This is a genomic window from Brevundimonas sp., from assembly GCF_046293315.1.
Lineage (GTDB): Bacteria > Pseudomonadota > Alphaproteobacteria > Caulobacterales > Caulobacteraceae > Brevundimonas.
Genome location: NZ_JBKBPF010000011.1, coordinates 76,866 through 89,495 on the forward strand (window position 1 = coordinate 76,866; position 12,630 = coordinate 89,495).

Consider the following 12,630-nt stretch of genomic DNA (forward strand, 5'->3'; position numbering starts at 1 on the left):
GACCAAACGATCCAACGCCCCTCGCAGCGACCTGTGGAATCACATTCCGGTGACACGGGTCGTCGCCAGGGACATGAGGAGCATGGCGCCCAATATGGCCGATGATGTGAACAGAGCCGTATCCGGCGCGCGTCCGCGCCTGATCGTGGGAATTTCCGGAGCATCCGGCGTGGCTTACGGCGTTCGGACGCTGGACGCCCTGAACGATCTCGGCGTGGAAAGCCACCTTGTGGTCAGCCGCGCGGCGGCCATGACCCTGTCGCAGGAAACGACTCTTTCTCTCGCCGAGCTTACCGACAAGGCGTCGGTGGTTCACAAGATCGGCGACGTGGGGGCATCCGTGTCATCGGGCTCGTTCCGCACTCTGGGCATGGTCGTGGCTCCCTGTTCGGTGCGCACCATGAGCGAGATCGCCACCGGCGTGACCTCGACCCTGCTGACCCGCGCCGCCGACGTGACCCTCAAGGAGCGGCGCCGTCTGGTGCTGATGGTGCGCGAGACGCCGCTGCACCTGGGCCATCTGCGCACCATGACGGCCCTGGCGGAGATGGGGGCGGTGATCGCCCCGCCCCTTCCCGCTCTCTATGCGAACCCCGCCTCCATCGAGGAGATGATCGACCAGTCGGTGGGCCGGGTGCTGGACCTGTTCGGCCTGGACTGGGCCCCGGTGCGGCGCTGGCAGGGCATGGCGGCGGACGCTGAATGAGCGACGGATTCTGGGACTGGGCCGTGGCGGCCTATGCCGCGCACGGCGTGGCCGAGGAATGCCTGCATCTTCAGGATGTGCACGACCAGGTCGTGCCCCTTCTGCTGTGGGCCGCGTGGCAGGCCGAGACCGGCCGCAAGCCGGACGAGGACGCCATCGAGGGCGCCGTCGACACCACGCGGGTCTGGGCCGACCATGCGGTGGTTCCGCTGCGGGAGCTGCGCCGCGCCCTGAAGACCCGTCGTCCGGACATGGCCGATCCTGACCGCGAGGCGGTGCGGGCCCAGGTCAAGGCCGTCGAACTGGAGGCTGAGCGCCGCCTGATGCTTGCGCTGGAGGTGTTGGCGCCGGCGCCGGCGCCGGGCGGCAAGGCGCCGGCCACGGTCGAACTGCTGGTACGCGTGGCCCGCGAATGGGGCGATCAGATCCCGCGGCCGGCGCTGGGCCATCTGGCGGACGCTCTGGCTAAACGGCTTCCGGCCTGAATCGGGCGCGGTTATAATGGCGCGGACGGGGGCCCCATGAACGACGACGAAGACCTTTCCGACACCGAAGAGCGCGAGCTGCGCGACCGGGTGAAGGCCCTGCGTCAGGAGCATGCCGATCTTGACGCCGCCATCGAGGCCCTGGGCGCCATGCCCGTGCCCGACCAGCTGCGCATCGCCCGCATGAAGCGCAAGAAGCTGTCGGTGCGCGACGAGATTGTGAAGATCGAGAGCCGCATCCTGCCCGACATCATCGCCTGACGGGCAAGATGGCGGGCCCCGCAGGGCGGGCTGTGATCAGGCCTGCATGATCCAGCCCTCGACGCCCATGGCGGCCTGTTTGAGGGCCTCCGAGCGCGTGGGGTGGGCGTAGGAGGTGCGGGCGATGTCTTCCGAGGCGCCGCCGAAGGCCATGGTCATGCAGGCCGCGCCGATCAGTTCGCCTGCCTGCGGCCCATAGATGTGCACGCCGAGCACGCGGTCAGTCTTGGGATCGGCCAGCACCTTCACGAAGCCCTCGGTCTCGTGATTGATCTTGGCCCGGCTGTTGGCGGCGAAGGGGAATTTGCCCTTCCTGAACTCGACACCCGCGTCCTTGAGCTGCTCCTCGGTCTTGCCGACCCAAGCCACTTCCGGACCGGTGTAGATGACGCTGGGGACCAGGTTATAGTCCACATGGCCCGCCTTTCCGGCGATCAGCTCGACGGCGGCCACGGCGTCTTCCTCGGCCTTGTGGGCCAGCATGGGGCCGTAGGTCACGTCGCCGATGACCCAGATGCCGTCCTGACCCGCCTTGAAGTGGTCGTTGGCGATGAAGCCGCGCTTGTCGGTCTCGATGCCCACGGTCTCCAGCCCCAGACCCGCCGTGTAGGGGCGACGACCGATGGCCACCAGCACCACGTCGCCCTTGAGGGTCTCGGCCTTGCCGCCCGCCGCCGGTTCGACCGTAAGCTCGACACCGTCCTTGGCCACCTTGGCGCCGGTCACTTTCGTGCCCATGCGGAAGGTCATGCCTTGTTTGGTCAGGCCGCGCTGGAAGGCCGTGGCCACCTCGGCGTCCATGCCCGCGCCGATCTTGTCCAGGTACTCCACCACCTCGACCTCGGCGCCCAGACGACGCCAGACGGAGCCGAGCTCCAGGCCGATCACGCCGGCGCCGATGACAATCAGCTTCTTCGGCACGGCGGGCAGGGACAGGGCGCCAGTGGAATCGACCACCTTGTTCGCCACGAACTCCACGCCCGGCAAAGGGGTGGGCTCGGACCCGGTGGCGATGATGATGTTCTTCGCGGCCACGGTGGCCTTCGAACCGTCGGCGGCCTCGACCTCGACCTGACCTTTTCCGGCGATGCGGCCCCGGCCCTTGAGCCAGTCCACCTTGTTCTTCTTGAAGAGAAACTCGATGCCCTTGGTCAGCTGGCCGACGCTGTCGTCCTTCTGTTTCATCATCTGGGACAGGTCGAGCTCGCGGCTCCCCACCTTGATGCCGAGCCCGGCGAATTCCGTTCCGGCCACCTCGTACAGCTCGGAGGCGTGCAGCAGAGCTTTGGAGGGCATGCAGCCAACGTTCAGGCAGGTTCCGCCCAGGGTGTCTCGCATCTCCACGCAGGCGACCTTGAGGCCCAGCTGTCCCGCGCGGATGGCGGCGTTGTAGCCGCCGGGCCCGCCGCCGATGATGACCACGTCATATTGCGGAGCGGATTGGGGGGCGTCGGCCATGAGGAGTCCTTGAGTTGCGGCGGGGAGGCGCGCGCCCGCTCATAACCCGGGACAGGCGGCCGTCTCCACCCCTGATATGGCCTCACCGGCCATGAGGGCAAGCCGTCAGGTCCGGTGTCAGGGCGTCAGATGTCCGACCGGACGGCTGCGGCGCACCCGGCGGCTGGCCGCCATGACCAGCAAGCCCACCAGCAGCAGGGCCGCGATGACGATCCATTGCGGGTCCAGCCCCGCCGGCGCCGGGACGGCCTCGGCCGAGCGGGCGGCGATGTCAGCGGAGACGCCCCGGTTCGGGCTCATGGCCAGACGCAACACGATGTCGGCCATGAAGCCCAGGAAATAGGCTGCCACCGCGCGGGGATTGCCCGCCCCCAGAAGAAGGGCGCTGAGCAGATACAGGACCACCGCCCCGATCCACAGGGCGGCTGTGGGCATATCGCCGCCGGAATCCAGCGCCACCACGGCGCCGGAGCGCGACGCCGCCGCCTCGGGGCCCGCGCCCTCAAGGAAGGGCGAGAGGAACGGCCAGGCCAGCCAGCCCGCGTAGCCGATCACCACAATGACCAGAATGAACCGCAGGACTCTCATGACCGCCTCCCTGTTCCCTCTGGCCACAGCCTAGCAGGAGCTGGCCGCTTAAAGAACGGCGAAATCCCGGTTCAGGATTCGGCAATCTCGGCCTCTGGGGCGGCAGGGGCCGGTTCGGCGGGCGTTTCCGGCGCGGGCGGCAGGATCAGGGCCGCTTCGGTCCCCTCGCCCGGCGCGCTGTCCAGGGACAGTCGTCCGCCTGACAGACGCGCGAAAGCGTAGGCCTGCGACAGACCCAGTCCGGCGGCGCCGTCCCGCGTGGTGAAGAAGGGCTCCGAGGCGCGGGCCAGAACGTCGCTGTCCATGCCGGGCCCGTTGTCGCGCACCGACAGGGCCCATTCACCGTCGGGCGTTTCGTCCAGCCGGATGGCCACGGAGCCCCGCCGGTCCAGCGCCTGCACCGCATTGTCCAGAAGCGCCCTCACGGCCCCTTCGAAGGCGGCCGGATCGATCAGCGCCTCCATGGGCCGGTCCGGCGCCTCGATCAGCAGATCCACGGCCTCTCCCGCCATCTGGCGCAGGCTCGGCTCCATGGCCTTCAGCAGCACCGTCAGGTCCAGCCGGTTGATGACCGCGTCCTCGCCCTGGCTGAAGGCGGCCAGACGCCGGGTCAGGGCCTCGCCCCGCCGGCCCGCGTTCAGCGCCGCCCCGCCCAGACGGCGCACCCGGTCGGGCTGGTCCGCCTGCTTCAGCAGCATGTCGAGGGCGCTGGTCATGACCCCCAGCAGGGCCGCGAAATCGTGCGCGACGCCTCCGGTCAGGCGGCCCACGGTCTCCAGCCGCCGGGCGGCTGTGAGCTCTTCCCGGTCCCCGGCCGCGCGGTGCTCCAGCGCGGTCAGGCGGGCGCGGGCCAGCTCCAGCTCTGCGCGGAGGACTCCGGCAGGGTCGTCAGCCTCGGCCTCGACGAGATCCTCGGCCTGTGTCACCAGCATCGGCTCCGGCGTGCGCTCGCCGGCGAGCAGCAGGGCTCCGTCGTCGCCCGGCAGGGACAGGACGCGCCAGGTCAGGCCCGAGGCCGCAAAGATCGGCTCGGCCGCGCCCGGATCGGCGGCGCGGGCGGCCTTGAGCGCCATGCGGCCCGCCGTGCGCTCGTCCAGCGCCAGAAACAGATCGGCGAAGTCCAGGCCCTCCACGGCGTGCGCATCCAGCCCGTGGCGCTCCAGCGCCGCCAGGTTGGCCTCGCGCACGCGGCCGTCGGCGTCCACAACCACGAGGGCGCTGGAGGCGGCGTCGAACACCCGCCGGGTCAGACCGGGATCGACCGGGGCGGCGACGGGCTCAGGCGCGGGCGCCGGCTCGGGCTGGATCAGGCTTTCGGTCTCGACGATGGCGGCGGTGGAGCCGATCACCTCACCCATGGGGTTCAGAATCGGCATGGCCGTGACCGAGACCAGCATCTTCCGGCGGCTGGAGGGGTTGGCCATAATGTGCTGGAAGCCTTTGACCGTCTGGCCGCGCAGGGCCCGGGCGCTGGGCAAAAGGTCCGGGGGCACGGTGCGGCCGTCGGGATAGGTGATACCCCAGGTGGCCGAGTGGAAGCGCAGGCCCAGCAGCTCGGCATCCCGGCGGCCCAGCAACTGGTGGGCGGCGCGGTTGGCGAAGATGAACTTGCCGCTCAGGTCCGTTTCGACAAGGGCGACCGGAATGGCGTCCAGAACCTCGCGCAGGCGTCGGGCCGCGCCCTCGTGGCTCATCAGGGCGTGATCAAGCTGGGTCGTCGCATTTCGATACGCCATGGCCCAGCGTGCGGCGGCGACCAGTCCCGCAATGGCCACGACGGCGCAGGCCGCCGCCACCACGCCGAACACCAGAGCCCAGTTGACCTCGCCTTCTAGAAACATGCGTCACCGAACCTTGTTTCGGTCGACCTTTGCAAGGGCGGCGCCAATCCCCCCTCCTTGACCAGAAAAAAGGCCGGCCCCGTTAAGGGCCGGCCTGTTCAGGGGGAGGGTGGGATCAGTAGCGGTACTGGAAGCCGAACAGGGCCGTCCAGCCATAGGTCTCATACTGGGCGTTGCCGACACGACGGCCGGAGCGGACCGTGGCCACATAGGGTTCGTTGTTGATGTTCTTGAACTCAACGAAGGCCTGAACGCTGGGCGAGAAGTTGTACTTGGCCGAGAAATCGAACTGGGTGTGGTCGGTCACGATGCGGTCCACGCCCGGCCCGCCCTCGTCAATGCCGTCGATGTAGCTGTCACGGTAGCTGACGGCTGCGCGCAGATCGAGCGGTCCGTACTCGTAGCCCAGCAGCAGGTTCGCGACGTTTCGTGACTGGCGCGGCAAGGCAATGGTCCGGCCGTCTGGCAGGTCGATCTCGGAGTCCACATAGGTGAAGTTGGCGCCGACGATCAGGCCGGACAGCAGTCCGGGCAGGAAGGTCAGAGCCTGCTGATAGTTCAGCTCCAGGCCGAGGATTGTGGCGTCGCCGAGATTGACGAAGGTCTCCAGCTCGTCGAAGTCAACGCCATTGAAGGAGACGTTCTCCAAGGTCTGTGCGCCGATGAAGTTGCTGATGCTCTTGTAGAATATGCCGGCGGACAACACCGAGTCGCGGTTGGGATACCACTCCAAGGCGAAGTCCAGATTGTGCGCCTGCGCCCGATCCAGATCCGGATTGCCCGCGACGCCAACGGTTTCGTTCTCGTCATCGCGCTCGATCTCGACACGCGGCGCCGTCTGGTCGGGGTTGGGCCGCACGATGGAGGCATAGTAGCCGGCCCGGCCGATCAGGTTCTCGGCGAGGTCGAACCGCAGGTTCACGCTGGGGAGCACGTCCGTATAGGTGCGCGAGACGGTGTACGGCGTGACGAACACCGTGTCGTCGTCAAGCTCGACGCCGTCCACGATCGCGCCTTCCTCGGCCAGGAACACCTGGTTGCCGGCGGCGGAGAAGTCGGTGCGTTCCACCCGGACGCCATAGATCGCGCGCATGGTGCCCACATCCACGCTCTGCATCAGATAGCCGGCGTAGATGTCTTCGGTCAGCTCGTAGTCGCCGACGTTGGAATCGATGACGGAGTCGATTTCTTCAAGCTCCAGCCGGTCGCGGTTCGCACGGAAGAAGGCGAGGGTGCGGGCCGGATCGATGCCCGGGCCGAACGGCGCGAGGTCATAGCCCACGTCGCCCTGGACCTGATCCAGGGTGAAATCCGGGCCGTCGATTCCGTCCCAGATCAGCACGTCCTCGGAGAAGTCCTTTTCGCGCAGACGAATCTTCACCCCGCCGCGCGTGTAGCCGCTGCCGCCCCACAGAGCGCTGTCGCGGCGCAGGTTCACCGAACCCGTCCATTCGGTGTCGCGGGAACGGCCGCTGGCCAGTTCGTATTCGTCGAACTCGTAGTTCGACGCAGTGTTGAAGGCGGCCTCCGTGGCGGCATCCCCCAGGAACAGACGGGGGCGGAGGGGATCGGTGACGTCCACGCCGAACAGGCCCGAGTCGAACTCGGCGACCATGGTGGTGTAGAGCGTATCGGGCTGATCCTCCTCGGCGTAGGACCAGGACAGCTGACCATCGATGGTCCAGGGGCCGCGGAACGTCTCGCCGCCCAGCACCATGGAATAGATGTACTGAGTTTCCTTGCGCTGGCGCAGGGAGCGTTCGATCTCGATCTCGTCGTCGCCGGTGGCGGCGAACAGAACCCGTCCGTCATCGCCGCCGACCAGTTCGCCGTCCTCGAACGGCACGGCCATGGACATCCGCAGTTCTTCATCGGCGAAGGCGGAATAGAGGCCGCGCGCGTACAACCGGGTGTTGGCGTCAGCCATGAAATCGAGGTTCAGCGATGCGGTGGTGCGGGTGCGGGTCGGGCGATAGTCGCGGTAGTCTACCTCAAGGGGGTAGAACAGGTCGCCGTCCTCCTCCCACTCCGCGCCGGTTTCGATGTTCGAGGACGCGAACGGACGATGCTGGTGCGACACCGAGGCCGCGACGCCCAGCCGGCCGTCGGCGAAGCGGTCGGCGTAGGTCAGGGAGCCGCGCCAGCCGGTCTCGTTCGCCAGGTCAGTGTGGATGCCGGCGAGACGCGCCCGCAGAACCATGGAGGCCTGGTCCAGCCCTGAAAGGGTCTCGATTTCGACGTTGCCGCCGATGGAATCCCCATCCATGTCCGGGGTCAGGGTCTTGGAGATGACGATGGCCGACAGGATGTCGGCGTCGATCACGTCCAGCGGCAGTTGCCGGTCCTCGGCCTCGGGAGACGGAAGACGCACGCCGTTGAAGCTGCCGGTGGTCAGGTTCGGGTCGATGCCCCGAATGGAGATGAAGCGCCCTTCGCCCTGGTCGTTGATGACATTGACCCCGACGGCGCGACGCACCGCCTCGGCCACGTTCTCATCCGGCATCTGTCCGATCGCATCGGCGGAAATGACGGTGATGACGCCGTCGGCAGAGCGCTGTCGGTTGATGGCGGAGTTGAGCTGACCGCGCTGGCCCACCACCAGCACGTTGTCCACGACGGTGACATTGTCACCGAGCCGGAAATTGGCCGTCTCTTCGGCGGCGTCCGAGACCAGCACGACTTCGAGGGTCTGGATGTCGGCGCCCAGATAGGATGCCGATACCGTGTAGCGGCCCGCGGGCATGCCGCTCAGCCGGAAGGAGCCGTCCTGACGCGTGGCTGCTGATTGCCCGGTCTCCAGAACGCGGACGACGGCGCCCCCCAGGCCGATATCGCCGGTCGCCTCGGTGACCCGGCCCGAGATGTCGGCTGCCTGGGCAGCTCCGGCCAGAAGTGCGGCCGCCGATACGCCGCCCAGCAAACGGATTGCAGATTTCATCAAGATGGTCCCCCGATGCATGCGGCGAAAGGACCGCCACCGCTTATCCGGGACCGATTGCCATAGGGACGACGACCCTTTGATGACGTTGATTTAATGCTTCAGTGACCCCGATCCGGATGGCTGGGCCGATCCGGATCAAGCCGAAGTTCAGTCCTTGGACAGATCGAAGCTGTCGATGACGCCGCCGTCGCTGTCGATGGCCCGGTACGCCAGGGTTCCGGCGACGGGATCCACCTCAATGATCTGATAGGTGCGGGTGTTGACCGTACCGAAGGCGGCGAAGGCGGGCAGCTCCTGCTCGTACATCTTGGTGCCCGACACCGCGACCAGATAGACCGTGCCGTGCTCGCCCTCGGCAACCGGCTCGTGGCCGCGCATGGGCACGGTGCGCATGTAGGCGTGGTCATGGCCCTGGAAGGCGATGTCCACATTGTGCCGGTCGAAGATGGGGCCCCAGGCGTCGCGCAACGGATAGTTATCCCGGCCCGGGCGCGAGGCGTAGAACGGATGGTGGTAGATCACCACCTTCCAGCGGGCGTCGCTTTCGCCCAGCACCCGGTCCAGCCATTCCACCTGAAGCTCCGGCTCCACCAGGTCGTAGTTGGAGTCCATCACCACCACCAGCAGGTCCTGATAGGTCACATGGTAGGTGCGGCCCGGGTCCAGGGTTTCGGCGCCGTTGTCCGGCAGGGCGAACTGCTGAAGGTACAGGGTCGGGTGGCCGCCGTGGCTGTCGTGGTTGCCCAGCGCCGGGACCACGGGCGTACGGTCGAACACCGTCGATCCTTCGTGGAAAAACTGGTCCCAGTTGTCCCGCTCGGTGCCGTGGTCGATGAGGTCGCCGGCGATCATGTAGAAGCGGGCCTCGGGAAAATGGCGGTCCGACTGACGGATCAGGTCGCCCCATTCGTCCAGGCCGTTCTGGGGATCGCCCAGATAGATGAAGGCGTAGGGCTCGGCTCCCGCCTCGGCCGCGGTGCGGAAGCGGCGGCGCTGGGTCCAGGTCTGACCGTCATCAGCGCTGACGGCGTACTCGTAGTCCGTGGCGGGAGTCAGGTCGTCCAGCCGCACCCGGTGCAGGCGGATATCGGGGTCGTTGACGATCTGGCGGCTGGTCAGGGCGCCGGCCTCGGCCGTCAGGACCCGGCCCGCCGCGTCGTCACCCGACGGCGCGAACCACAGGATTGAGGCGTCGACCGTCTCGTCGGTGCGCCACTGCACCGTCACGCCGGTCCGGGGGTCGCCCTGGAAGGTCAGCTGCAGATGATCCGGGGCGCTCGACGACGGATAGTCGGTGGCGCGGAAGAAGCCCACCATGCGCGAGACGAACTCCCAGCTCTCAAAGCTGCGCAGCACGGGCAGGCCGTCCAGTTCGGCGGGCAGGGCGTTGAAGTAGTCGTTGTCGTCCACATAGGGCTCGCCGGCCTCGCGGGCGGCCTGCACATCGACCCCCGGAACCAGCGGGGTGATTGCAACCGTCCCCTCACCCCCGGCGGGCGCGGCGAAGACGATATAGGGCTTCATCTCGCCCGACAGGCTGGGCACGCCGAGGTTCACCTCACCGGCAGGCACGGCCTTTTCCCAGACATGGAAGGGATCCTCCACATCGACGATGAAGTCGAGGTCCGCCCGGCGTTCGAACCCCAGATCGCTGAGCCAGAAGGGCGTCTCGCCATAGGTGCTGTCGAAGGCGACGAACAGGCGCGCCGGGCGATCGACGGTGAAGCGGGCGAAGCCGGTGGACAGGCGCTCGCGCTCCTCCGCGTTGAGGAAGGCTGCGGCGCTGTCGGGCGTCAGGGCCAGACGCTCGGCGGGCCCCATGTCGCGCACCATGCGATCCAGGATGTTCGAGACGTCGGATTCAAGGGCGGCGTGGGGCGAGGCCGGCGCCGCGACCACAGCTTGCTGAAAGGCCAGAGCTGGCGTTTGCGACAGGGCCAGACCCGCCGACAGGGCGAGGGCGAGAAGAAGCTTGCGCGACATCATGCGGCGTTCCTGGACAAGGCGGCGCATCGGCGCAGCGATCGTGAGGGGATGATGCATGGTGACGCCTGTGTATGACAGGGGCGTGTCGGGAGGGCTGAAATGCGCCGGGAACGGATCAGGCTTCCCTTCGGGCCCCTGCAAGGCCGAAACAAAAAAGCCCCGTCCGAAGACGAGGCTCTTTGCGTTTCGACTGGAGCGGGCGAGGCGATTCGAACGCCCGACCCTCACCTTGGCAAGGTGATGCTCTACCCCTGAGCTACGCCCGCATTCTCAGTCGAGGGCGGGCCTATAGCCGAGCGCGGGCGGGGGCCGCAAGGGGAAACGTCGGAAAAATCCGACTCCCCCGCTCAAGCAGCGAGCGTCTGTGACGCGAGCGTCAGCGCCCAACCCTGCGCTCAAGCAGCGAGCCGCCGCGCGGCGAACGGTAGCGCCCTTATCTGGGCGCCAGACGGATTCCGCCGTCCAGACGGATGCATTCGCCATTGATGTAGGTGTTCTCGGCCAGGTGCAGGGCCAGCGCCGCATAGTCGGCGGGGGTGCCCAGACGCTTGGGGAAGGGGATCATCGCAGCCAGGGCGTCCTGAACCTTCTGGTCCATGCCCGCCATCATGGGCGTCCACATGATGCCCGGCAGGATGGTGTTGACCCGCACGCCCTCGTTCATCAGGTCGCGGGCCATGGGCAGGGTCATGGCGTAGACGCCGCCCTTGGAGGCGGAATAGGCCGCCTGGCCGATCTGGCCGTCCTGGGCCGCCACGCTGGCCGTGTTGACGATCAGGCCGCGCTCGCCGTCGTCCATGGGGTCGAGGGTGACCATGCCGGCCGCCGACTGGGACGCCACCCGGAAGGTGCCGAACAGGTTGACCGTCACCGTCTTCTCGAACTGGGCCATGTCGTGGGCGCGGATCTCGCCGGTGTCCTTCTTGCGCGACACGGTCTTCTGGCCGGTGGCGATGCCGGCGCAATTGACGGTCAGGCGCTCCTGGCCGTGGGCGGCGCGGGCTTTCTCGAAGGCGGCGGCCACCGAGGCGTCGTCGGTCACATTGACCTTGCAGAAAACCCCGCCGATCTCGGCCGCGACCTTTTCGCCCGCCTCTTCGTTCAGGTCGAAGATGGCCACCTTGACGCCCCTGGCCGCCAGGGCCCGCGCTGTGCCTTCGCCCAGGCCCGAGGCCCCGCCCGTCACCACCGCCGCGATCGAACCATCCAGTTGCATGGCATTCGTCCCTATATTGATTGAACTCTGAGCTGGGCCGAGGATTTAGACGCCATGACGCCAAACGCCAAACCGTCTTCAATTGAAACGCCCGAGCAGGCGCTGGAGCCCTCGCGCGCGCTGGTCCCCGCCACCATCAAGGTTAACGCCGAACGGGTGCGGCGCGGCTTCTGGCCCAAGATCCGGCGCACGGCCACCCGCATCCCCTTCGCGCGGGAGGCGGTGGCGGCCTGGCACGCGGCGCGCGATCCCGAGACGCCGTTCCGCGCCAAGGCCATGATGCTGGCGGGGCTGGGCTATTTCGTCATGCCGGTGGACGTCATTCCCGACGTGTTCGTGGGCATCGGCTTCACCGACGACGCGGCGGTGATCGCCGCCATGATCGCTCTGGTCGGCTCCCACATCCGCGGTCGCCACTACCAGTCGGCCGAACGGACGCTGGAGGCCCTGCGCAACGACAGGGCTGACGCCAGACAGCCCTAGGCGTGGCTGCGCCACCAGCCGGTGATCGACAGGCGCGGCGCCCCGGCGAAGGGCGTGACCATGGACACCGCATGGGTCTGGGGTACGCGGAACACGTTCAGCACATTGAAGCCGGGCGTGAAGGCCTCGACGACCTCGCCCCGGTCGTCCTTGAACAGCAGCAGCCCGCCCCATTCCGCGCGCCAGCGGGGGCACAGGTTCAGGACGTAGGCGTAGAGCCGCCCGGCCTGCTCATGCTGGTCGTTGTGCCCGTTCAGGAACTGCCCCGGCCCGAAGCGGGTGGCCATGGCGTCCACACGGGCGATGCGGTCATCGCCGGTGAGGGTGCGGGCGAAGTCGAGCCAGAGGTCGTTGTTGAACAGGGTGTAGAGGGCGGCGAGCGCCTCCGGCATCGCCTCGCCGGTGCTGACCCCGTAGCCGATGCGGATGCGGTCATAGACATACTGGAAGCCGTCGCGCGCGCCCTCATGAACCATGGCGATCAGACGGGCCTGTTCGTCGGCGGGCTGGCTCTCGAAGATGGCCACAGGCACATCCACATTGGCGGGATTGTCCAGACTGCGGCGCCAGACCAGGGCCTCGTCGGTCAGGGCCGCATGCAGCGCGCGGGCGCTGTCGTCTGTCAAAACGTCAGGGATCCGGACCCGTCCCGCAGCCGACAGCTG

The 12,630-nt window shown here is 67.7% G+C and carries 11 protein-coding genes and 1 tRNA gene; 4 read left to right on the forward strand and 8 right to left on the reverse strand.

Annotation, left to right across the window (positions count from 1 at the left end; translation table 11 throughout):
* Positions 1-94 precede the first annotated feature (94 nt).
* From ACK4SE_RS11125 to ACK4SE_RS11135, 3 genes are read left to right on the forward strand one after another with little or no spacing between them, the layout of a single operon-like run.
* Entirely contained in the window at positions 95-706 is a 612-nt protein-coding gene (locus ACK4SE_RS11125; protein WP_409692491.1) for a UbiX family flavin prenyltransferase, read from the forward strand.
* Positions 703-1,191 (forward strand): TIGR02444 family protein, encoded by a 489-nt coding sequence (locus tag ACK4SE_RS11130; protein WP_409692494.1) that lies wholly within the window; start codon positions 703-705, stop codon positions 1,189-1,191. Before ACK4SE_RS11125 ends, ACK4SE_RS11130 begins: the two co-directional genes overlap by 4 nt.
* 36 nt (positions 1,192-1,227) lie before the next feature.
* Positions 1,228-1,452: a YdcH family protein gene (locus ACK4SE_RS11135; protein ID WP_409692497.1), complete on the forward strand. Its 225-nt coding sequence runs from the start codon at positions 1,228-1,230 to the stop codon at positions 1,450-1,452.
* Positions 1,453-1,488: 36 nt separating this feature from the next.
* Here ACK4SE_RS11135 and lpdA read toward each other — a convergent pair whose 3' ends face one another.
* The 7 genes from lpdA to ACK4SE_RS11170 all read right to left on the reverse strand — a co-directional run bounded on the left by lpdA (position 1,489) and on the right by ACK4SE_RS11170 (position 11,482).
* The gene (gene lpdA, locus ACK4SE_RS11140) at positions 1,489-2,910 is read right to left on the reverse strand and encodes a dihydrolipoyl dehydrogenase (protein ID WP_409692499.1); all 1,422 of its coding nucleotides are present in this window, start codon (positions 2,908-2,910) and stop codon (positions 1,489-1,491) included.
* A gap of 117 nt (positions 2,911-3,027) precedes the next feature.
* Positions 3,028-3,498 carry a hypothetical protein gene (locus tag ACK4SE_RS11145; protein WP_409692502.1) on the reverse strand — a complete coding sequence of 157 codons (471 nt, stop codon included), beginning with the start codon at positions 3,496-3,498 and terminating at the stop codon, positions 3,028-3,030.
* 71 nt (positions 3,499-3,569) lie between these two features.
* On the reverse strand, positions 3,570-5,339 hold the full coding sequence (locus tag ACK4SE_RS11150) for an ATP-binding protein (protein ID WP_409692505.1): 1,770 nt from the start codon (positions 5,337-5,339) through the stop codon (positions 3,570-3,572).
* Between the two features lie 115 nt (positions 5,340-5,454).
* Positions 5,455-8,277, reverse strand: a complete 2,823-nt coding sequence (locus ACK4SE_RS11155; RefSeq protein WP_409692508.1) for a TonB-dependent receptor — start codon at positions 8,275-8,277, stop codon at positions 5,455-5,457.
* 150 nt (positions 8,278-8,427) lie between these two features.
* The gene (locus ACK4SE_RS11160) at positions 8,428-10,323 is read right to left on the reverse strand and encodes a fibronectin type III domain-containing protein (RefSeq protein WP_409692511.1); all 1,896 of its coding nucleotides are present in this window, start codon (positions 10,321-10,323) and stop codon (positions 8,428-8,430) included.
* Positions 10,324-10,457: 134 nt separating this feature from the next.
* Positions 10,458-10,532: transfer RNA gene (locus ACK4SE_RS11165), tRNA-Gly, on the reverse strand.
* 167 nt (positions 10,533-10,699) lie between these two features.
* On the reverse strand, positions 10,700-11,482 hold the full coding sequence (locus tag ACK4SE_RS11170) for an SDR family oxidoreductase (RefSeq protein WP_409692514.1): 783 nt from the start codon (positions 11,480-11,482) through the stop codon (positions 10,700-10,702).
* A gap of 54 nt (positions 11,483-11,536) precedes the next feature.
* On the opposite strand from ACK4SE_RS11170, the gene ACK4SE_RS11175 reads away from it, so the two are divergent.
* Positions 11,537-11,965, forward strand: coding sequence for a YkvA family protein (locus ACK4SE_RS11175; protein ID WP_409692517.1), 429 nt, complete (start codon positions 11,537-11,539; stop codon positions 11,963-11,965).
* Here ACK4SE_RS11175 and ACK4SE_RS11180 read toward each other — a convergent pair.
* Positions 11,962-12,591, reverse strand: a complete 630-nt coding sequence (locus ACK4SE_RS11180; protein WP_409692520.1) for a 2OG-Fe(II) oxygenase — start codon at positions 12,589-12,591, stop codon at positions 11,962-11,964. The genes ACK4SE_RS11175 and ACK4SE_RS11180 overlap by 4 nt on opposite strands.
* Positions 12,592-12,630 lie beyond the last annotated feature (39 nt).